The sequence below is a fragment of the Metabacillus sediminilitoris genome, assembly GCF_009720625.1.
Lineage (GTDB): Bacteria > Bacillota > Bacilli > Bacillales > Bacillaceae > Metabacillus > Metabacillus sediminilitoris.
Genome location: NZ_CP046266.1, coordinates 3,025,925 through 3,048,498, shown reverse-complemented (window position 1 = coordinate 3,048,498; position 22,574 = coordinate 3,025,925). Strand labels below are relative to the sequence as shown.

At 33.5% G+C, this 22,574-nt stretch carries 23 protein-coding genes; 19 read left to right on the top strand and 4 right to left on the bottom strand.

Annotated elements, in window-relative coordinates:
- Nucleotides 1-152 precede the first annotated feature (152 nt).
- From GMB29_RS14415 to spoVK, 6 genes are all read left to right on the top strand, one after another.
- Nucleotides 153-386: a hypothetical protein gene (locus GMB29_RS14415; protein ID WP_136354707.1), complete on the top strand. Its 234-nt coding sequence runs from the start codon at nt 153-155 to the stop codon at nt 384-386.
- Nucleotides 387-580: 194 nt separating this feature from the next.
- Nucleotides 581-1,873, top strand: coding sequence for an MFS transporter (locus GMB29_RS14410; RefSeq protein ID WP_136354706.1), 1,293 nt, complete (start codon nt 581-583; stop codon nt 1,871-1,873).
- Nucleotides 1,874-2,358: 485 nt separating this feature from the next.
- The gene (locus GMB29_RS14405; RefSeq protein WP_227551349.1) at nt 2,359-2,580 is read left to right on the top strand and encodes a phage holin; all 222 of its coding nucleotides are present in this window, start codon (nt 2,359-2,361) and stop codon (nt 2,578-2,580) included.
- A gap of 155 nt (nt 2,581-2,735) precedes the next feature.
- On the top strand, nt 2,736-3,674 hold the full coding sequence (gene miaA, locus GMB29_RS14400) for a tRNA (adenosine(37)-N6)-dimethylallyltransferase MiaA (RefSeq protein ID WP_319941360.1): 939 nt from the start codon (nt 2,736-2,738) through the stop codon (nt 3,672-3,674).
- A gap of 45 nt (nt 3,675-3,719) precedes the next feature.
- A complete protein-coding gene (gene hfq / locus GMB29_RS14395; RefSeq protein WP_136354700.1) occupies nt 3,720-3,944 on the top strand; it encodes an RNA chaperone Hfq in 225 nt (74 codons plus the stop codon).
- Nucleotides 3,945-4,220: 276 nt separating this feature from the next.
- Entirely contained in the window at nt 4,221-5,186 is a 966-nt protein-coding gene (spoVK, locus tag GMB29_RS14390) for a stage V sporulation protein K (RefSeq protein WP_136354698.1), read from the top strand.
- A 411-nt stretch (nt 5,187-5,597) separates the two neighbouring features.
- Here spoVK and GMB29_RS27045 read toward each other — a convergent pair whose 3' ends face one another.
- Nucleotides 5,598-5,957: a hypothetical protein gene (locus tag GMB29_RS27045; RefSeq protein ID WP_196305187.1), complete on the bottom strand. Its 360-nt coding sequence runs from the start codon at nt 5,955-5,957 to the stop codon at nt 5,598-5,600.
- Between the two features lie 236 nt (nt 5,958-6,193).
- Between GMB29_RS27045 and GMB29_RS14380 the strand changes: the two genes are divergently transcribed.
- Entirely contained in the window at nt 6,194-6,532 is a 339-nt protein-coding gene (locus tag GMB29_RS14380) for a hypothetical protein (protein ID WP_136354696.1), read from the top strand.
- Nucleotides 6,533-6,680: 148 nt separating this feature from the next.
- Here GMB29_RS14380 and GMB29_RS14375 read toward each other — a convergent pair whose 3' ends face one another.
- Nucleotides 6,681-7,304: a trimeric intracellular cation channel family protein gene (locus GMB29_RS14375; RefSeq protein ID WP_136354694.1), complete on the bottom strand. Its 624-nt coding sequence runs from the start codon at nt 7,302-7,304 to the stop codon at nt 6,681-6,683.
- A 232-nt stretch (nt 7,305-7,536) separates the two neighbouring features.
- On the opposite strand from GMB29_RS14375, the gene hflX reads away from it, so the two are divergent.
- From hflX to GMB29_RS14340, 6 genes are all read left to right on the top strand, one after another.
- Nucleotides 7,537-8,808: a GTPase HflX gene (gene hflX / locus GMB29_RS14370; protein ID WP_227551347.1), complete on the top strand. Its 1,272-nt coding sequence runs from the start codon at nt 7,537-7,539 to the stop codon at nt 8,806-8,808.
- A 14-nt stretch (nt 8,809-8,822) separates the two neighbouring features.
- Entirely contained in the window at nt 8,823-10,097 is a 1,275-nt protein-coding gene (locus GMB29_RS14365; RefSeq protein WP_136354692.1) for a methionine gamma-lyase family protein, read from the top strand.
- Between the two features lie 101 nt (nt 10,098-10,198).
- On the top strand, nt 10,199-10,600 hold the full coding sequence (locus tag GMB29_RS14360) for a MerR family transcriptional regulator (protein WP_136354690.1): 402 nt from the start codon (nt 10,199-10,201) through the stop codon (nt 10,598-10,600).
- Nucleotides 10,601-10,661: 61 nt separating this feature from the next.
- Nucleotides 10,662-11,996 carry a type I glutamate--ammonia ligase gene (gene glnA, locus GMB29_RS14355; protein WP_136354688.1) on the top strand — a complete coding sequence of 445 codons (1,335 nt, stop codon included), beginning with the start codon at nt 10,662-10,664 and terminating at the stop codon, nt 11,994-11,996.
- Between the two features lie 438 nt (nt 11,997-12,434).
- Entirely contained in the window at nt 12,435-12,656 is a 222-nt protein-coding gene (locus tag GMB29_RS14345; RefSeq protein WP_136354687.1) for a YdbC family protein, read from the top strand.
- A 717-nt stretch (nt 12,657-13,373) separates the two neighbouring features.
- Complete coding sequence (locus GMB29_RS14340; protein WP_227551343.1) at nt 13,374-14,261, top strand: pentapeptide repeat-containing protein; 888 nt, start codon at nt 13,374-13,376, stop codon at nt 14,259-14,261.
- A gap of 744 nt (nt 14,262-15,005) precedes the next feature.
- Here the strand turns inward: GMB29_RS14340 and lexA are convergent.
- Complete coding sequence (gene lexA, locus GMB29_RS14335; RefSeq protein WP_136354681.1) at nt 15,006-15,629, bottom strand: transcriptional repressor LexA; 624 nt, start codon at nt 15,627-15,629, stop codon at nt 15,006-15,008.
- A 157-nt stretch (nt 15,630-15,786) separates the two neighbouring features.
- On the opposite strand from lexA, the gene yneA reads away from it, so the two are divergent.
- Both yneA and GMB29_RS14325 read left to right on the top strand, forming a co-directional pair.
- Nucleotides 15,787-16,101 carry a cell division suppressor protein YneA gene (yneA, locus tag GMB29_RS14330; protein ID WP_136354679.1) on the top strand — a complete coding sequence of 105 codons (315 nt, stop codon included), beginning with the start codon at nt 15,787-15,789 and terminating at the stop codon, nt 16,099-16,101.
- A gap of 67 nt (nt 16,102-16,168) precedes the next feature.
- Nucleotides 16,169-16,828 carry a YneB family resolvase-like protein gene (locus tag GMB29_RS14325; protein ID WP_136354677.1) on the top strand — a complete coding sequence of 220 codons (660 nt, stop codon included), beginning with the start codon at nt 16,169-16,171 and terminating at the stop codon, nt 16,826-16,828.
- Between the two features lie 133 nt (nt 16,829-16,961).
- On the opposite strand, the gene GMB29_RS14320 is transcribed toward GMB29_RS14325, so the two are convergent.
- Nucleotides 16,962-18,065, bottom strand: a complete 1,104-nt coding sequence (locus GMB29_RS14320; protein ID WP_136354675.1) for a CdaR family transcriptional regulator — start codon at nt 18,063-18,065, stop codon at nt 16,962-16,964.
- Between the two features lie 311 nt (nt 18,066-18,376).
- Here GMB29_RS14320 and GMB29_RS14315 point away from each other — a divergent pair, with 311 nt between their 5' ends.
- From GMB29_RS14315 to GMB29_RS14300, 4 genes are all read left to right on the top strand, one after another.
- Nucleotides 18,377-19,561, top strand: a complete 1,185-nt coding sequence (locus GMB29_RS14315; protein ID WP_136354863.1) for a glycerate kinase family protein — start codon at nt 18,377-18,379, stop codon at nt 19,559-19,561.
- Entirely contained in the window at nt 19,539-20,657 is a 1,119-nt protein-coding gene (locus GMB29_RS14310) for a 2-keto-3-deoxygluconate permease (RefSeq protein WP_136354674.1), read from the top strand. The genes GMB29_RS14315 and GMB29_RS14310 overlap by 23 nt, the downstream gene beginning before the upstream one ends.
- A gap of 99 nt (nt 20,658-20,756) precedes the next feature.
- A complete protein-coding gene (larA, locus tag GMB29_RS14305; protein ID WP_136354673.1) occupies nt 20,757-22,019 on the top strand; it encodes a nickel-dependent lactate racemase in 1,263 nt (420 codons plus the stop codon).
- 270 nt (nt 22,020-22,289) lie between these two features.
- Nucleotides 22,290-22,520: a DUF896 domain-containing protein gene (locus GMB29_RS14300; RefSeq protein WP_136354671.1), complete on the top strand. Its 231-nt coding sequence runs from the start codon at nt 22,290-22,292 to the stop codon at nt 22,518-22,520.
- Nucleotides 22,521-22,574 lie beyond the last annotated feature (54 nt).

Here is a 22,574-nt window from a genome sequence, read left to right as displayed (position 1 = left end):
TTTTACTTTTCCTCATCATATTCTCACAAAAATTTGACTATGTTACTATCGTATAGGTTTTGGAAGAATTGATATGTACATCAGTGAATTTAATTATCAAGTCAAATCATCATTTTCAAAATCAAATATGAAAGCTTATGAGGTGTACAAAGATGAAAGCAATTGATCATGTTCAAAGTGAAAACATGAATCTATTATTGGAAATATATAATCTAAAAACAACTGTAAACGAATTGTATTCGAAAAAAGGTCCAGTTAATAGAGATTATATTAATTATTCAATTAAGTTAGATTTGTTGATAAAAAAATATATAGATGAGAAAATCACAATATTAAACGATGATCTGAATGAGATGCGAAATCAAAATAAGTTTTCAGCATCATAAATCAGCTGTTGATGGGTGATATTTAATAGAAGGATTGTATATTGGTTCAAGTTAATTAAAAACACTTTTTTAATTTAGTTTAGGTGTCCTGAAAATAAAGGAATTTTTCTGCCCTCCTTCCTAAATAATAAATTCATCTATGTTAATAAAGAGTATAATAAGAATCGATACTTATGGAACAGGAGTGCAGACAGATGGATAAACAAAATAGCAAATACAGATGGGTTGTTTTTGCCACAGTATTGTTCACATATTTTATTATTGTAAGCCAAAGAACTGCACCGGGATTAATTTCTGACCAATTGATGAAAGATTTCAACGTTACTGCAGCAACTATTGGTTTATTAACAAGTATACAATTTTTTGCATATGCAGGTTTGCAAGTTCCGATCGGAATTTTGTCTGATCGTTATGGTCCAAATTTCTTTCTTATTGTAGGCACATTCCTTACTGGTTTAGGTACAATAATTTATAGTCTTGCACCTAATGAGTCCTTTCTCCTTTTTGCAAGATTAATAGTCGGAACAGGTGATGCGACGATTTGGGTGAATTTAGTTTTAATTTTAAGCCAATGGTTTAAAGGAAATGAATTTATTAAATTACTCGGTATGGCCGGAATGACTGGTAGTCTTGGGTTTTTATTGGCAACTGTACCTTTTTCTTTATGGATTGCGATAACGGGGTGGAGAGCGTCCTTTTTTACGACTGGAATTATTTTATGCCTGTGTGGAATTCTTCTTTATTTTGTACTTGTTAAAAATACAAAACGGATGATAAAAAACAGTTCTGTTACGAATTCATCTTCTAATAAGATGGAGAAAAATCGCGAAAAACCGATGATAATATTAAAAAGAATTTTTTCTAATCGTCAAGCATGGGCAGCGTTTTTCTGTCACTTTGGCGCAGTTGGTACGTATGTAGGATTCATCGGTTCATGGGCAGTACCATATGGAATGCATGTATATGATATGTCACTTTCCGTTGCAAGCCAATTTATCATGATTGGTCTCATTGGAGCAATCATTGGTGCTCCTTTAACTAGTTGGATTTCAAGTCGCTTACATTCAATCAAAAAACCGTATATTTTTGTTCATTTGCTAATTTTAATAAGTTGGACTGCTTTTCTTTTATTTAGCGGGAAACCACCATTTTTTATTCTTATTTTTCTTTTTTTATTGATTGGATATGGAAATGGAGCGAGTGCCTTAACATTTGCATTTGTACGTAAGTCATTTGATATAAAAGAGGTCGGTGTTGCCTCGGGGTTTGCGAATATGGGAGGTTTTTTAAGTGCTGTTCTTTTACCGATCATTTTTGGAAAAGTATTGGACCATTTTCAATCTGCAGAAAGCAGTGTTGGTTATCTATACGGTTTTATTATTCCAGTGATCTTTTCAGTCATTGGTCTAATTGGAGGAGTTCTAATAAAAGAACAGTCAAAGGAAGAAACTCATGCAAAAAAATTAACAGTAAGAAGCCACCCTTAGCTGCTGCTAGCTTTATTTGGGTGGTTTTTTGTTTCATTTAATTATTGACATGTTGAATGTCTATGCTTATTTCTAAATGAATTGTGATAAATTCAAGTATTTATCAAGGTTTATATCCTTATGAACCCATTTCAGGTAACTGAATACAATGGGAAAAAAGGAAAGGAACATCAATATGCTTGAACTTTTAATTTATATGATGATTGGTATTGTGTATTCAGTCTATAAAGTGAAAGAGTTAAAGCGTCATGAGATCATCCTTACAACGTTAATATGGCCCTATGATTTGTTAATTAATTATATTAGGCTTATCGACCGAGTGAAAAATCAAAGAGACAAACTCTAGTCCTCAGCTGAGGGCTTTTTATTTTGCTGGATTCATTCCACAATTTAATTGTTTTAAAAATAAGTCTAGCTATAGAAGGGGTGAATATAAGATATAAGAGATGATTTGAAAAAAAGAGAGATATAGAGGAGGCATTAATTTGGATATTCCAAGCATTGTTCGTTTTACACTTCTAATTGTTGCTGTTGTGAATACTGTGTTAAATACATTGGGCTATCAAACAATTCCTGAGGATAAAGTTAATGATGTTATCACGATCTTATCTGGATATTATTTTCTATATGCTGGTTGGAAAAATAATTATCTGTCAAAAAAAGGAGTAAGGCAAAAGGAATTATTACATGCAAATAAACTAAAGTAAGGTGTATTAATTTCCGATAAATATATTATGTAAACTTAAATTTGTTAGAAGGTAAAATGTTTACAATTGTATAAAAAAGGGTACAATATTCTGGTGTTCACGATGTTCACATGGTAAGATGATGAACGTAGTATTTATCTGGTGTGAAAGAGTGATTGTATTTGAAAAAAAGGAAACTCGTCGTCATCATTGGTCCAACAGCAGTTGGGAAAACGAAACTTAGTATTGATTTAGCACATCGACTAAATGGAGAAATAATTAGTGGTGACTCAATGCAGATTTACAAAGGAATGGACATCGGTACAGCGAAAATAACCGAAGCTGAAATGGAAGGGATTAAGCATCACTTACTTGATATTAAAAATCCTGATGAAGACTTTTCTGTCGCTGAATTTCAACATAGAGTCCGACCCTTAATTGATGAAATTAGCAATCAGTCTAAGACACCTATGATTGTTGGAGGAACTGGATTATATATCCAATCTGTATTATATAATTATCAATTTACAGAGAATCCATCTGATCCTGAATTTAGATCTAATATGGAATTGGTGTTAAAAGAAAAGGGTGAACATGCAATACATGAAATGCTTGAGAAAATCGATCCTGAATCGGCAAGTAAAATTCATCCAAACAATAGTAGAAGAGTGATTCGTGCGCTTGAGGTTTTTCATTGTACGAATAAACCGATGTCTGAATACATAAGCAGCCAGGAACAAGAATTACTTTATGATGTAGCTTTAGTTGGATTAACGATGGATCGTGACATACTCTATGAACGTATAAACAAAAGAGTGGACATTATGGTAGCGCAAGGACTGTTCGAAGAAGTTAAGTGGTTATACGATAAAGGAATTCGCAACACACAATCAATTCAAGCAATAGGCTACAAAGAGATCTATGACTATTTTGATGGAAAGATCACATTTGATGATGCCATAAATCAGCTGAAGCAAAATTCACGAAGATATGCGAAACGTCAATTAACATGGTTCCGCAATAAAATGGATGTTAATTGGTTTGATATGACGCCACCAATTAACTATAATAATATGGTTGATGAAATATTTACATACATTGCAGGAAAGCTTTAGTTTTAAGCGAATTATATAGGTATAGAGAAAAGAGGAGGACGAAACATGAAACAATCAATCAACATTCAAGATCAATTTTTAAACCAATTACGCAAGGATGGTACATTTGTCACTGTGTTTCTATTAAATGGATTTCAATTAAGAGGACTTGTGAAGGGCTTCGATAATTTCACAGTTCTTTTAGAAACGGAAGGTAAGCAACAGCTAATATATAAGCATGCAATTTCAACTTTTTCCCCGCAGAAAAATATCCAATTGGAATTAGAATAGTTTACATTCAAAGTTAAAACGGAGCTGATCTTCTATCAGCTCCGTTTGTTTTTTAGTTTTTATCTTCAAACGGTTGTAATTTTTTAAGAAATGAATATAAATAAAGGAATGAATATTTCTTGGGAAAGCGCAAATATCAACAGTTTTCAAGTGTTTTCGTCAATAATTTGTAAAAACATGTAGAGTTGTACAAGATGAATGTTCATTTTTAGGCTTATAATGATGCAATCATTTTAAGCCTACATATCAATAGTCAGAGATTTGGGGTGAACATCTATGGAAAGAGATCAAGCTGTCACATATAAAACAAATGGACAGATTAATATCATCTTAAATAATCAATCTAAGGAAAAATTCGATGAAAAAGATAAGGCCTCTTCCTTTGATTTGAAAATTCCAAAAGTGGAAGGAAAACATATCATTCTAAAAGAAATTGAGAACGAAATGAGCTCGCTAGTAGGAATGAATGAAATGAAACGAATGATAAAGGAGATCTATGCTTGGATATTTATCAATAAAAAACGTGAAGAACAAGGGTTAAAGGTAGGGAAACAAGCTCTTCATATGATGTTTAAGGGCAATCCAGGTACAGGAAAAACAACAGTTGCTCGATTAGTTGGAAAGTTGTTTTTTCAAATGAATGTATTATCGAAAGGCCATCTTATTGAAGCAGAGCGAGCAGATCTAGTTGGTGAATATATTGGTCATACTGCTCAAAAAACGAGAGATTTAATTAAAAAATCTCTTGGAGGAATATTATTCATTGATGAAGCTTATTCACTTGCAAGAGGTGGTGAAAAAGATTTCGGTAAAGAAGCAATTGATACATTAGTAAAGCATATGGAAGATAAACAACATGACTTTGTGTTGATTCTTGCAGGGTATCCTCGGGAAATGGATAACTTTTTATCACTTAATCCTGGCTTATTATCTAGATTTCCATTGGTTGTTGATTTTCCAGATTATTCTGTTGAGGATCTTATAGAAATTGCAAATAGAATGATGTCTGAAAGAGAATATCGATTTAATGATGAAGCAGCTGTCAAACTCAAAGAACATTTAATGGCTGTAAAAGTAATGACACATCCATCAAAATTTAGTAATGGCAGGTATGTTCGAAATATAATCGAGAAATCAATTCGTTCCCAAGCCATGCGATTATTGCTCACCGATCGATATAATCGGGAAGATCTATTGACGATTAAAGGTCAGGATTTAGACTTATCTGATGAAAAAAAGTAATAAAGAAAAGGACTAACTACTATGGTTAGTCCTATTTGAATTAGTTTATTTATTTCCTAGATATTCCCTTGCTCTTTTTTGATTCTACCGGCTTACAAGATATATCATATTGAATGTTCTGAAGGTCATGATGAAAGCGGTCGGTCTAGTATTATTTGTTGTATAATTAGGTATCTTTTTTTCTTATTCTTTTATTAGCTAAACCATCTGACAAACTAGAAACAGAACAGTTAAAACATGTAGAAGAGAAGGGATTAAAATTAAAGTATGTTATTAGAGAAGTAAAGGGATATAACAATTACTGTCAATCATTGGCATTTGTAGAGTGTGAAAATCATACAGTTGGAATAATTAAATAAGAAAAAACCGTTTAAGTCAAAGAGGCTGAAAATTTTTCAGCCTTTTTAAAATTTATTTTTCATAAGGAGTATACATACGATCATGAACAATTTCTTCTTCTAGAGATAAAGGCGGAGTGACTTCCGTTTGATTAAGTGCAGAATTTGTTTCATTATATACTTCTGTTTCTTCTGAAGGTAAGTTAGCTTGTTCTGGTGCGGAATTTCCAGGTATACTCGGTGGAACTTTTGCATTGAAATAACCTTTGCCGTTTTCAGGATTTGAAATGATCCCTAAAGAAACTAAAATACCGAGAATGGCTGTCACATATGTTTGCCATGCTGTTAAGTCGATTTCCAAACCAAAATCTTTAAATATCATATATAGAAGCGATGCAATTGAGACCCATAATCCATAGTTTTTCCATTTCATACATTCATTCACACCTTTCAGAAAGGAGCATTCTTCTTAATTTATTCATTTACTAAATTTTCGGTGAATCATTTCTTAGGGTGAGATGAATTATTCAATGTGTATAAAAAAATCAATCAGTAAAAAGCATTAAACTCGTTAAATTTGATCGTAAAAAGCTATAGAAATTATTTATGGAACCGCTTACAAAAATAGTGCTGTAATGTTAAAATATTAGTATCAAAGGAGTGATTAGCATGAGTGATAATAAAGAATTTTTAGAAGAGCTTAAATATCTTGTTGAAAATGATTTGTCACTTAACGAGAATAAGATGATCGATTTGCATCATAGGTTTGAGAAAAGCCCTATCCTAATTACTCAGCTTTATCAAATTTTAACAAATAATAAATTACTTTTACCATTCTTCAATGATATAGAAGCAACAATCTATGATTATATAGTTAGTAATGAAATGTTGAATGACAAAACATATTATGGAGCAACTTTATTTGTCGCTGAATTATTTGATACTACTCACACATATGTTAAATGTAAAGTAAATCAATCAAGACAAATTCTGCAAAAAATTAGCTGATACATAAAGTGACATAACACGGAGAGAGGCAAAAACTGTTGTTTTTCTCTAATTTAAAGGTAAACAAGAGGAACTTATAGTAGATAGTTTGTAAGGTCCTCCTGTTTATATGTTATATAAGAGTAAGATGACAAGCTTTTGTTTATCATTACATCATTTGATTTTTAGTAGTCGAATGCAGGCTTCTAATCGGTAATCTCCAATTGAATGTATAGGAGAGGACTCTTAATACAACGATTCCAATGAATAAGATATAGAGTTCGATAGGTTGTTTTACAAGCTCAAATCCTATAAGTAAACCAGCAATGATTGCCCAAAAAGCGTAAATCTCAGCTCGTAAAACTAATGGTTTTCGACCTGCAAGTAAATCCCGTACAAGTCCACCACCACTGCCTGTTAGTACTGCTGCAACGACAACTGCACTTGTTGGATGTCCCATTTCAACTGCATAAAGTGCACCTTGAATAGCAAATGCTGAAAGACCAATCGCATCCGTAATATTCCCCCATTTATTCCAATGCTTTAGTAACTTGTCAGGGAAAAGGAAAATAATTGTCATGGCAAAAAGGGCAATTTGAAACAATAAACCTTGGTCCCATAAAGCAGTGACAGGTACTCCTATAAGGAGGTTTCGTATCGCCCCACCTCCAAAAGCGGTAACAATTCCTAAAATATATACACCTAAAATATCATATTCTTCTTCCATAGCAACAATTGCACCACTAATGGCAAATGCAAAAGTTCCAATAATACTCAAAACTTCCCAAGTCATAGTCAAATCTCCTTCAAGTTCAATCAATCTAATTACTGAAATTGATTTTAAAGTCCATTTTTAAAAAGGTCAATGATAATTGTGAAGGATAATATTTTTTTGTAAGAAAGGTGATAAAAATGGTTCAATCATATTTTGATGAAAAGTAAGAAATAGTAAGAAATAATTAGTGAAATATCAAAATGTTTGATATGATAATATTGGCAAATTAGCGAAAAGGAAGGATTTTTTATTGAATCATACAATTGATGTTTTAAAGGAAAAAGTCATATTAGTTGGTTGTCAACTTCAAACGATGCTTGATGATCATTTTCAATACTCAATGGAAGAACTCGCTTCATTAACGAAAACGGCAAATGGTGAAGTATTAATAAACATGATCCAAAAAAGAGACAGGCCGCATCCTGCTACATATATAGGAAAAGGGAAAGTCGAAGAACTATTGAATCTTGTCGAAGAGCTAGATCCTGACATCATAATATTTAATGATGAGCTTTCACCTAGTCAAATGCGTAATTTATCTTCAACTTTAAATGTGAGAATCATTGACCGCACACAATTAATATTAGATATCTTTGCAGGTCGTGCGAAATCTAAAGAAGGTAAACTACAGGTTGAATTAGCACAACTCCAATACTTGTTGCCAAGACTATCAGGCCAAGGGATCTCTTTATCACGACAAGGCGGGGGAATTGGTACTAGAGGTCCTGGTGAGACACAACTAGAAACTGATCGAAGACATATCCGTAATCGGATTCATGAAATTAAGCAGCAGCTTTCAACGATTGTAAGCCACCGAAATCGTTATAGGGAGCGCCGTAAAAAAAATCAGGCGTTTCAAATTGCACTTGTTGGCTATACAAACGCAGGTAAATCAACGATTTTTAATCGATTAACAACAGCTGGGAGCTTTGAAGAAGACTTATTGTTTGCAACCCTTGATCCAATGACGAGAAAAGTAGTATTGCCTTCAAACTACCAAGCGTTGCTTACTGATACAGTTGGATTTATTCAGGATCTTCCAACAACTCTAGTCGCGTCATTTCGTTCAACGTTAGAGGAAGTGAAAGAAGCTAATTTAATACTCCATATAGTAGATAGTTCAAATTTGGATTATTCAAACCATGAACAAACTGTTTATCAGCTACTTAAGCAGTTGGAGGTAACAGATATTCCGATTCTTACTGTTTACAATAAAAGAGATAAAACACCAAATTCTTTTGTTCCTTCACCTAATGAGGATTATATAAGCATCTCTGCTTTCTCAATTGAAGATTTAGAAAAATTAATGAGCAAAATAGAAAAATTCGCAATAGAAATTATGGAGAACTATAGTGTGACAGTACCTGCAAGTGAAGGAAGAATCATTTCTCTGCTAAAAACCGAATCATTAATTCACAATTTAGATTTTAATGAGGATGAGGAAACATATGAAATTGACGGGTTTGTTTTACCTACCCATTCAGTCAAAGGACAACTAGAGAAGTATACTAAAAGAGGTTAAAAGAGGTAAAGGATATGTTTAATTATTTAAAACACGGGAGAACTCTTGCCCCAATAGTCAAAAAAATAGAAGAGCAGATTAAAGATATACTTGATAATATAGAGAGACAAAGTGAAGCAAATCAATTTCGCGTTTTGAGAAGTTTTCAAAAGCATCGTGTAAGTGATTCCCATTTCATTCCAACTACTGGTTATGGATATGACGATATAGGCAGAGATACATTAGAGGCTATATACGCTGAAGTATTCGGTGGTGAGGCAGGGTTGGTAAGACCCCAAATTATTTCTGGAACGCATGCGATTTCAATTGCATTATTTGGTATATTAAGACCTGGTGATGAACTTGTTTATATAACAGGAAAGCCATACGATACTCTTGAAGAAATAGTCGGAATTCGTGGAAACGGAGTAGGATCATTAAAGGAATTTCAGATTGATTATAAAACCGTAAATCTGCAAGATAATGGTACAATCGATTTCAACGCTGTGAAAAATGCTATTTCTTCAAAAACGAAAATGATTGGAATCCAACGTTCAAAAGGATATGCAACACGTCCTTCTTTCACAATTGCTGAGATTCAAGAAATGATCAGTTATGTTAAAACTCTAAAAGATGATGTTGTTGTCTTTGTAGATAATTGTTATGGTGAATTTGTTGAGGAACTAGAACCGTGTCATGTAGGCGCAGATTTAATGGCTGGATCTTTAATAAAAAATCCAGGCGGAGGTATCGCTAAAACTGGAGGATATATTGTAGGAAAACAACCTTTAGTTGAAGCTTGTTCCTATCGGATGACATCTCCAGGGATTGGTGCTGAAGCAGGTGCGTCACTTTTTAGTTTACAGGAAATGTACCAGGGCTTTTTCTTAGCACCGCATGTAGTCGGACAAGCATTAAAAGGTGCAATATTCACAGCTGCATTTTTAGAAGTACTTGGCTTAAAAACAAACCCACTATGGAATAGTGTAAGGACAGATTTGATTCAATCAGTTCAATTTGATGATCCAAAGCTAATGGTGGCCTTTTGCCAAGCAATTCAATATGCGTCACCAATTAATTCACATGTTACACCATACCCTAATTATATGCCTGGCTATGAAGATGATGTTATAATGGCAGCGGGTACATTTATTCAAGGCGCAAGTATAGAACTTTCTGCAGATGGACCGCTAAGAGCACCATATGTTGCTTATGTTCAAGGCGGACTAACATATTCACATGTTAAAATTGCCATTTGTACGGCTATTGATTCATTAATTGATCAAGGATTAATCTCAGTAAATAGCTAACTAGTAAATAAACTTTTTCTATGTTATAAATTCTACCATATTCTTGACAGATAATATTACATAATATATAATGAATATAGATAAAAAAAGGAGCCAACAACATGAGTGATAATATTCGACGCTCAATGCCCCTCTTTCCAATTGGAATTGTTATGCAGCTAACAGAACTTTCTGCAAGACAAATTCGATATTACGAAGAAAATGAATTGATTTTTCCAGCGAGAACAGAAACCAACCGAAGAGTTTTTTCATTTAATGATGTCGATAAGTTATTAGAAATTCGCTCATTAATTGAACAAGGGGTAAATCTTGCAGGGATTAAACAAATTTTTTCTCGTAAAGAAACGACACATAATGTCGATCAACAAGAGCAAACTAAAACTGTTGAAAAACCAGATCTTACAGATGCTGAGCTTCGTAAGCTTTTGAAATCAGAATTAATGCAAGCCGGCCGTAATCGTCCTTCATTAAGACACGGGGACATGTCAAGATTTTTCCAATGAGTATATGTAATAAATTAAATATAAATATACTTTTTTCACACAAGAGAGGAGAATTTTTTCAATGGCTAAATATTCAAGAGAAGATATTATAAGCTTAGTTAAAGATAACAATGTTAAGTATATCCGTTTACAATTTACAGATATTTTAGGGACAATTAAAAACGTTGAAATCCCTGTAAGCCAACTTGATAAGGCATTAGACAACAAAATGATGTTTGACGGATCTTCAATTGAAGGCTTCGTACGTATTGAAGAATCTGATATGTATCTTTATCCAGATCTAGATACTTTCGTAATCTTCCCTTGGACAGCTGAAAAAGGTAAAGTAGCTCGTTTTATCTGTGACATTTATAATCCAGATGGAACTCCATTTGCTGGTGATCCACGTAACAATCTTCGCCGCATCTTAGGAGAAATGGAAGAGCTTGGATTTACTGATTTTAACTTAGGACCTGAGCCAGAATTCTTCTTATTTAAATTAGATGAAAAAGGCGAACCAACATTAGAGCTTAACGATAATGGCGGTTACTTTGACTTAGCACCAACTGATTTAGGTGAAAACTGCCGTCGTGATATCGTGTTAGAGCTGGAAGAAATGGGCTTTGAAATTGAAGCATCACACCATGAGGTGGCACCTGGTCAACATGAAATTGATTTTAAATATGCTGGTGCAATTAAAGCATGTGATGATATTCAAACATTTAAACTAGTTGTTAAAACAATTGCTCGTAAACATGGTTTACACGCGACATTCATGCCAAAACCACTATTTGGTGTAAATGGTTCAGGTATGCACATGAACTTATCTTTATTCCGTAATGGTGAGAATGCATTCTTGGATACTAGTGCTGATTTACAATTAAGTGATACAGCAAGACAATTTATTGCAGGGATTATCAAACATGCACCATCATTTACTGCAGTAACAAATCCAACAGTTAACTCATATAAACGTCTTGTACCAGGCTATGAAGCACCATGTTATGTTGCTTGGTCTGCACAAAACAGAAGTCCATTAATTCGTATTCCTGCTTCACGCGGCTTAAGTACTCGTGTTGAAGTACGTAGCGTTGATCCTGCTGCAAACCCATACTTAGCAATGAGTGTTCTTTTAGCAGCTGGACTAGAAGGAATCAAAAATGGTCTTGAAGCACCAAAACCAATCGATCGTAACATCTATGTAATGACAAAAGAAGAACGCGTAGAAAATGGAATTGTTGATCTACCAGCTACTCTTGCACAAGCATTGGATTTATTAAAAGCAGACAGCACAATGAAAGCTGCATTAGGTGAGCACTTATTTGAGCATTTCATTGAAGCAAAAGAAATTGAGTGGGATATGTTCCGTACACAAGTACACCCATGGGAAAGAGAACAATACATGTCAATGTATTAATAAGTATAACCCTTGACACTTCTGGTGTTGAGGGTTTTTATTTTTGTAAACATAATATTCTTCTTAGTCTTTTGAATAAACAAACGCACAATTTCCCCACATTTTTTAAGTACTTTTAATCGATAATGTCGCCCAAGATATGCAAATTTCTCATCACTGACAATCTCCTTTGGAGAAGCTGGATCTACGACGACTTCTTCAAGTTCATAAATTCTCTTTATGATCGAGGGAGCTTTTTTATAAAAAATTGTTTGTATGAATCAAATCCGGCTGGTGGTAGCTTGTATGTATTCCACTGAGTAATTAAATGTGGTTTTCCCGTATTGAAAGCTGTGCATGATGTTACTCTCCCTAAAATAGGTTTTATTATGCTTGGCCAAACTACCAATGAATGATTTATTATAGTTGTAGAAATAAAAAAAAGAGGAGATGTAGATTTTGGCAAATATAAAATTTGAAATACAAGAAAAGCTAGGAACAATTTCTGAAGGAGCAAAGGGTTGGAAAAAGGAGCTGAACCTTATAAGCTGGAATGGGCGTGATCCAAAATATGATTTGCGTGACTGGGATCAAGACAATGAAAAGATGGGTAAAGGAATTACACTTTCTAAGGATGAGTTAATACAATTAAAAGAAATTTTAAATAGGATGGATTTATAAATTTTATGATTTCTATTTTGAAAAATTGAAGAGCAATTATATAGAAAACCTGTTAAAACCGTAAACACAAGGTATTTATCTTGTGGTGTTATGGCGGCAAGTAGATCAATATTTCTCCAAATTAATCTGTTATAATCAGATCCAATCCTTGACAGGGAAGGTTTACAGGTGCTATACAATCATACAATAAATAGACTCCTTTTTTTCTGACTTGCTTCGCATAGTTACGGTCTTTTTTGTTAAAAAATTTGAAGTTGCAGTATCATGTCAAAACAAAGTAACCCGTAGAGATATTTTCTATGGGTTTTTCCTTCAAATTCAACATTTAGAGAGTATAGTTTCTTTGTATAAAAGGTTAATTCACCACTATTTTCACACCCATAAAACCACCCGTAATTAACCCACAGAAGTTTGAAAGGAATAAATGAAATGAAAAGGAAATATAGGAATTAATTATATCAGTCAATTCGAATGAACTTAATTTTTTAAAATAAGAAAGTATATGTTCCGAACACAAGTGCACTAATGGGAAAAAGAACAATACATGTTAATGTGACCTTTTTGATTTCCCGTAAGATGCTTTTATAAAATTTTCTAAAATAACAATAATTGACAGTAAATTAACACAGTGATAATATAATAAAATTGGAAAGCACTTGTTTACAAGATTTATATTCATATAGAAATAGTAATGAAAATTCAAAGGATGTGCCCGTGTTGTTTGAGAATGATAATGATAGAAATACAATAAGCCACAATAGTCACAATAGTCACAATAGTCACAATTATCTTCGTGCTGACTGTGAAAACTGCTTTGGCTTGTGTTGTGTAGCGTTACCCTTTGCTGCTTCAGCAGATTTTGCGATGGATAAGGACGCTGGTAAACCTTGTACTAATTTAAAATCAGACTATAGTTGTAGTATTCACAAAAGCCTGAGACAGCACGGATATAAAGGGTGTACTGTATTTGATTGCTTCGGAGCAGGACAAAAAGTTTCAAATGTCACTTTTGAAGGGATCAATTGGAGAAAAGATACAGATATAGCAAAGAAAATGTTTGATGTGTTTCCAATTATGCAACAACTTCATGAGATGCTCTGGTATCTGACCGAAGCACTGACGTTGAAAGCATCTCGACTGATTCACAGTGAGCTGCACTTTGCTCTCGACAAAACGGAACAACTTACAAAGCTTCGTGCTGATTCACTCATTGATCTAGATATTCCATTACATCGGAAAGAAGTGAACACTTTACTTTTAAAGACAAGTGAACTAGTACGGAAAGAGTCACTTCTCCAATATAAGAGCTCTATAAATAGGCGGAAGATCGACCATAGAGGGGCAGATCTTATGGGGGCAAACCTTAGAGGGGCAGATCTCAAAGGAGCCAACTTGAGAGGGGCATATCTCATTGCTGCTGATCTTCAATATGCGGACTTGAGATTCGCTGATTTTATCGGTGCTGATTTAAGGGATGCTGACATAAGGGGGGCGGACCTGACAGGGAGTATCTTTCTCACTCAAGTACAGATTAATTCGGCGAAGGGCGATGCAAGTACAAAAATACCAATCTTGCTTTCTCGACCAACACATTGGTTCGAATAAAAATGATATTCAAATCCAACATTACCTGTTAGAGATAGTAGAGACAGATGAACTATTTAATTTTAACACGTTGTAAAAGCGAATCATTGACATCTGGATGTTACTTTTGTTCCAGAGGTTCGTAAATATTACATATTAAGGATACAGAAATTTAGCATTAGAAAAAATTTCTGTATCCTTATTATTTTTACATTCGGCCAATGTTAACTAGTAAAATGTATAAGCGAAAGAGATAATCAACAATCAGCTAATAGGAAATCACGTTGCTCTGTATTCAGAAATCATAATGATTGGTATAATTGATGAACATTAATTGTACAAACATATTTGAAACAATAGATAAGATCAAAATACTTGAAAGTGAATTTTTAATAGGTTTAGAGTATGAAGAAAGTTTAATAATTATTTCTGAAAACATTTTGATGTAAAGTCAATTTCAAAAAATTCTATTTGGATAAATATGCTGAAACGAATGAACAATTCGCTCATTTTATTGAAGATAAAGGAGACGTTCAGCGATATTTAACAGGTGAGGATCCTATTACGATTGTGAAGCCATTGGTACATCGGAAAGTGTTGTAAGGAATTGTGTAATGTAATACGAAGAACATGGTTTAGAAGTGTTGTTTAAAAGATCCTATAGTTTAAAAAGTCCTTAATAATATGAATGATAAAGTAAAAACTGCACCTGCAATTGTTAGATTGTATCCAACAATTGCAGGTGCAGTTCAAATTGGCAAGAGTTTAATGTATTGAACGGTACACACCAATTACTTTACCTAAAATAGAAACATTGCGTAAAATAATTGGTTCCATTGTAGAATTTTCAGGTTGTAAACGGATATAATCCTTTTCCTTAAAGAATCGCTTACACGTTGCTTCATCTTCCTCTGTCATTGCAACAACGATATCGCCATTATTCGCAGTTTGCTGTTGTCTTACAATGACCATATCTCCATCAAGGATTCCAGCCTCTATCATACTTTCACCCATAATTTCTAACATAAAAATATGTTCATCGTCAGTAGCGTATTTGTCTGGAAGCGGAAAATATTCTTCTACATTTTCAATTGCAGTAATAGGTAGACCAGCTGTTACTTTACCGATAACTGGAACATTTATAACCTTGCTTTTTGGGATGTGTAAGGAGTCATCCTCTTCGAGTATCTCAATTGCTCTAGGTTTTGTTGGATCACGTCGAATTAATCCCTTTGATTCTAACCTAGCTAAGTGCCCGTGAACAGTAGAGCTAGATGCTAATCCAACTGCCTCGCCAATTTCACGTACAGAGGGTGGATACCCTTTCTTTTGTACTTCATCTTTTATAAAGCTTAAGATATCTTGTTGTCTTTTTGATAGTTTCGTCATCCTCTGAGACACCTCGGATTCCTATAATATATGTTTATTATAGCATCTTTTTCCTATTAATACAAACATAAGTTCGAGAAAAAAGATTGACTAGAACAATCGTTCGTATTATACTCAATTTATAAATGCGAACAAATATTCTTATGGGGTGATTAATATGAAAAAAGAGTCAATGATCTACATCTTTTCATTTTTTGTGGTATTAGTAGCTGTTTTTGGGGCCGTTTCTTATACAGGTACAAAAGAAAGTTTAGAAAAATATCATCAAGTTGAAATTAAAGAAGGTGACAGTTTATGGAGTATTGCCGAAGAATATTCAGTTAACACAAAAATATCAAAACAAGAATTTGTTGTGTGGGTACAGGAAAAAAACGAAATTCATTCAAGTATAATTAAGCCAGGCGATTTAGTTTATGTACCAGTAGAAAGAGAGCAGGAGCATCAAATTGAACAGATTGCCAGTAGTAAATAAAATGTAGTTTTTACTTTTTTAATTTAGATTAGGTATAGTCATATATAAATCATTTGGGGAGTTAAAAATGAAGGCTATTATTTATTGTCGTGTTAGTACAGAAAAAGAAACACAGGATTCATCAATTGAAAGACAAAGAGAAGAATTAGAAAAGCTAGCGTGTTTACATAAAATTGAAATTATAAAGATTATTGAAGAACGGCATAGTGGATTTGATATCGATCGAGAAGGAATGATAGAAGCATTAGCGCTGTTAAAAGATAAACAAGCTAACATTCTTCTTGTTCAAGATGATACCCGCTTAGGGAGAGGTCATGCAAAAATAGCTATCTTACATGAAATAAGGAAATTAGATGCGAAGGTTTTTACACTTACAGAACAAGGAGAGCCTGAATTATCAGAAAGTGATCTTATGGTATTGAATATTCTTGCAACGGTTGAAGAATTTCAAAGGAAACTTGTAAACTATAAAATCAGTAGAGGTATGAATAGAGCTATAAAAAAGGGGTATAGACCTCAAGATAATTTATCGAATTTAGAAAGTGGAGGAGGTCGTGAAAAAATTGAAGTTCCAATTGAGGAGATATTAAAACTACGTCAAAAAAAGTTAACCTTTCATGAAATAGCTGCTACTCTAAGAGGTGTAGGATTTGATGTTAGTAAAGCAACAGTTCACAGAAGATATAAGGAATACATTGAAAAGCATATGGAAGATGCACAAAATTAATTGAAAGAGAGCAACATAATGAATGCATTGCTCTCGTTAATTTAATGACTCTTTTTTATAAAGACTTTCATATGTGTGCGCTTTCAAATAATATTTTTTATATATTGTTTTACCTATTATTGATTATTACTTTTCAGTTAGTAGTAGAGAGTTTATTTACATACATCCAAATAGCTAATTGAAGAGGAACTGAATCTTTAAAAACTTGTGGATCATAGCCTGTTTCTTCTTTTATTTTTTTTAATCGATAAATAAGAGTATTTCTATGGATAAATAGTTTACTTGCTGTTTCAGTAATATTAAAATTACATTGAAAAAATGCTTGTAATGTTTCAATTACTTTTGCATCTATTGTTGGGAAGATTCTCTCTAAAAAACGTTTTTTCAAATCCTCATCAATCTGAATAATAAGTGCTTCTGCTTCCATATTAGAGTATGAATTAAATGATAGTTCTCTAACTTTTCCAATCGATAACGCAATTTCTGATTCATTAAAGGATACTTTTAGCATTTCTCTTGTGTAAACAGGAGTACCGTAGCCTATTTTACATTGTATTTGTAATTTAGTTAGCATGTCTTGAATAATGTTGATTTTATCTATTGCCTGTTTACTAGAAATACCGGAAGACAGAATAAACATTCTGCCAACTTCTAGAAACCCAATAAGTGTGCATTTTTTATTAAATATCTCTTCAAGTTTTCTAATTAGTGATTGACTTTGTATTTTTATCAATTTGATTTCTATTAAAAACATATGAAAAGGTGGAATCAGATTAATTTGTAATAATTCAAGCCTTTGATCAATAAAGTCATAATTAGGTTTTTCTTTTACTAATTCAACAAACGTTTCTTCTTTTGATCTAGCCTGCCATTCTGATTGAGTAGCTAAATATGACTGTTTAATCATCATCTCAGTAGTCATTTTTACGAGTTCACCAAATTCTTCTACTTCGTTTTGTTCTCCGGTTATTCCGATGACTCCAATAATTTTATTTTGGAATTCAATTGGCAGATTAATTCCTATTTTACTTCCTCTCCACTGATCTTTGTTATGTTTTGTAATAACTAAAGGCTTTCCAGACTTAATGACATGAAATCCACCTTCATGGAAATAACTTATTCGAGTTGAATCTCCTGAAGCAATAATTGTCCCAGTAGGATCCATGATATTTATATTGCGATTTAAACGTCTCATCGTTTCTTTAACAATTTCTTCTGCAATTTCTTGAGTTAACAATTTGTACACATCCTCATTGTCTCATTTGTAAGATTTATAGTGGAATTGTAAAAAGACTTTCAATTTATATCTGAATTATATAGTTAATGACAAATTTTAAAGTTCCTCTGAGCTAACTAGATGAAAGCGGAAAATTAATTCTTGAGAGGCATTTAGCTTTTTTATTTATAGTAAACAAAAAATTCTTAAAAATATACACTATTTTTATTTAATATGAACAAAGCTATTTCTCGGTACTATTTATATAATAAACTTAACCTATATTGAACAAGGTTAATAAAAATGTAAGCGCTAACCAGGGGGTGGATACCATAAAAATTGTCATAGCACCAGATTCTTTTAAAGGAAGCGTTAGTGCATTAGAGGCTGCGGTTGCAATTGAAAAAGGAATTAAAAATTATCTTCCATATGCTGAAACTGTATTAGTTCCTGTTGCAGATGGGGGAGAAGGTACAATGGACAGTCTTGTTGAAGCTACTACAGGAAAAAAAGTATCAGTGAAAGTAAAGGGGCCAATAGAAAAAGATGTATTAGCGGAATATGGAATGCTAGGTGATGGAAAAACATGCATTATTGAAATGGCAAGTGCATCTGGCTTAAATTTAGTTCCTGCTAATTTGAGAAATCCATTGAAAGCGACAACATATGGTACAGGACAATTAATTAAGGAAGCATTAAATAATGGATGTCGTCATTTTATTCTGGGTATTGGTGGAAGTGCAACAAATGATGGTGGTATTGGAATGCTTCAAGCATTAGGAATGAAGTTACTAGATATTAATGGTAATGAAATTTGCCTGGGAGCTGAAGAAATAGACAAAATCGCCACAATTGATGATAGCACATTTGATAAAAGAATTGCTGAATCATCATTTCTACTTGCTTCGGACGTGCAAAATCCACTTATAGGTTTAAATGGAGCATCATATGTATTTGGTCCACAAAAAGGAGCGACACCTAAAATGGTCGAAGAATTAGATCGAAAGCTTCGTCATTTTGCTGAGAAAGTTGAAGAATTAACAGGTATACGACTCCATGATAGACCTGGTGCAGGAGCAGCTGGGGGATTAGGAGGGGCTTTTCTAGCATTTTTTCCAGTTAATATGAGGCGAGGTATAGATATTGTCATTGAGTATACAAATTTTGCTCATGCATTAACAGGAGCTGATCTTGTCATAACAGGTGAGGGGCAGATCGATTTCCAAACTGCGTCAGGTAAAACTCCTATGGGTATTGCACAAGAAGCTCAAAAATGGGGGATCCCAACGATTGTATTAGCTGGATCAATAGGTAAGGGGATTGATGAGTTATATCAATATGGAATTCGAAGTATCCATAGTATTGTAAACGCTCCCATGGATCTTGATGAGGCATTTGAGAAGGCTACTTTCTTACTCGAACAAGCAGCTGAACAAGTTTTACGTACTTTTTCCATTCATAATTCGAAATTCGTTAAACAAGGGGGAGATGTTAATGAAAATAAAACAATCTATTGAAAAAGTTCCTGGTGGTTTAATGGTTGTTCCACTTTTGTTAGGTGCACTAATAAATACAATCGATCAACTGCATATCCCATTTATTATGGATTTTCTAAAAGTATTAGGTGTTGCTCCTACTGAAGAAGGAAACTATGAAATGCTTAAGATTGGCGGTTTTTCAGAAGCATTGTTTAAAAACGGCTCATTAACATTAATTGCTTTATTTCTATTTTGCTGTGGAAGTCAAATGAATTTAAAGGTTGGCGGAAGAGCGCTTAAAAAAGGTGTATTACTTACTACATCTAAATATCTTACAGGTCTTGCTGTTGGTGTTGTGTTTGGGATGTTATTTGATCCTATGAATGGATTATTAGGATTATCAACTGTAGCTATTATTGCCGCTATGACAAACGGAAATGGTGGTATGTATGCTGCTTTAACAGGTCAATACGGCAACCGTTCTGATGTTGGAGCAGTTTCAGTTCTTTCATTAAACGATGGTCCATTCTTTACATTAATGGCTCTTGGAATGATGGGTTCAAGTTTTCCGGTTATTGCATTTATTGCTGTATTACTTCCGATCGCAATCGGTATGATTTTGGGTAACCTAGACCCTGAAATACGTGAATTCCTAAAACCGGGAGAGCTGTTACCTGTACCATTCTTTGCCTTTGCTTTAGGTGCAGGAATGAACTTAGCAAATTTCTTTAATCCGGAAGTAGTAGGTGCGGGATTATTGCTTGGAGTTTTGACTGTAGTCTTAACAGGAGGTACAGGTATTCTTGTATTTAAATTGTTCAGAGAAAAGAGTCAAATCGCACCAGTTGCAGAAGCTTCTACAGCTGGCAATGCGGCAGCAACACCTGCAGCAATTGCAGCGGCAGCAACAGTTGCTGCTGGCTCTGGTATGATGACAGCTGCTGAAGCTCAAAGCTATCAGGATATTGTTAACATTGCCACTGCTCAAATTTCAATTGCTACTTTAACAACTGCTGTTTTATGTCCAGTTGCTGTTATATTGATGGATAATTATCAGAAGAAAAAAGGTATTGATGCGAAAAAAGAATATGATGAATCTAGTCATGCTGGTAAAAATGCATCAATCGATCTGTAAAATTGTTTATTTGCCCCTGATGTGTAAAGAGCTTCAGGGGTTTTAAAATAGAAAATGAAAAAGGACATTTGATACTAACACAGGAAGTGAGATAAAAGAATGAAAACAACACTTTTATATGGTAAAGAAGGATTAACAATAAATGTTCCAGATGACTCAGTAATTGTTGTACCTAATAATCTAGAGGGCTTAGAAAATGAAGAAAAAGCCGTTATAGAAGCATTAAGAAATCCTATCGGGTCAAAACCACTTCATGAAATGGTTAAAGAAACCGATAAAGTTGCAATCGTTATTAGTGATATTACACGTCCAACACCAAACCACAAGCTAGTACCTTGGTTAATTAAAGAATTACCACATGTTCCATTAAATAATTTTGTCATCATAAATGGTACAGGTACACATCGAGATCAAACAAGGGATGAATTTGTACAAATGTTGGGTGAATGGGTCGTAGACAATGTGCGTGTAATCAATAATAGTTGTCATGATAAAGAAACGCTTGTGAACGTTGGGGAAAGTAAATTCGGGTGTGATATTTATCTCAATAAAGAGTATGTTGAAGCAGATTTTCGTATTGTTACTGGTTTTATTGAACCACATTTTTTTGCTGGATTTTCAGGGGGACCTAAGGGTATTATGCCTGGCATTGCTGGTATTGAGACAATTATGACGTTTCATAATGCCCGAATGATTGGTGATCCATTATCAACATGGGGAAATATGGTCAATAATCCTGTACAGGATATGACCCGCGAAGTAAATAGTTACTGTAAACCACATTTCATGTTAAACGTAACATTAAATAAAGCAAAACAAATTACCAATGTTTTTGCAGGTGAGCTTTATGAAGCACATGATGAAGGTTGTGCTTATGTCAAAGAACACTCAATGATTAAATGTGATGATCGTTTTGATGTCGTCATCACATCTAATTCTGGCTATCCGTTGGATCAAAATTTATACCAGGCTGTAAAAGGTATGAGTGCTGCTCATAAAATTGTCAAAAAAGGAGGGACAATTATCTGTGCAGCTGAATGCTCAGATGGATTACCTAACCATGGAAATTATGCAGAAATACTTAGGATGCGAAAAACTCCGCAAGAAATATTAGATATGATTAATGATCCTGAATTTAAAATGTTTGATCAATGGCAAGTTCAAAAGCAGGCTGTTATTCAAGTATGGGCAGATGTTTTTGTTTATTCAACATTATCAGATGAAGATGTAAACAATGCAATGTTTACATCTACTAAGGATATTGATCGAACATTGGAAGAATTGAAGGAGAGTTACGGAGAAGATATGAAAGTTGCAGTACTTCCTTTAGGACCACTGACAATTCCATATGTTGAAGAATAACGTATTCATTCAAATTTACTTAATAAGCATTCTAACTACAAGCAAAACTACTCCATGAAGAGGAATGAAAAACGAAGTATATTGATAAGTGGCAGTCATATTAGTTGTCAGATGTTTCTCCTTTTAGTAATATGACATGTATGTTATAACTATTTTAGGTATTTTAAAGATAAAAGATTACGGAGATATGAACTCCTTCTATTTCTTTTATTTCTTTAAATCAATGATATAGAATTCTAACATGCATGAGCTGAGAGGAGAAGATAAAATATGTTACCTAAACAAAAACTTAATCGTATAAATGAATTATCAAAAAAAGCTAAATCTGTTGGTTTAACATCGGAAGAAAAAGAAGAGCAACAATCACTTCGTCAACAATATCTTCAAACTTTCCGTTCATCTATCAAAAATACTTTAGAAGGTGTAACGATTATTGATCCAAATGGAAATGATGTAACACCTCAAAAACTAAAAGATGTGAAAAAACATAATCTTCATTAAAAAGGATAAATCCTAGTGATTTATTCTTTTTTATATCAGTAATTAAGATGACCC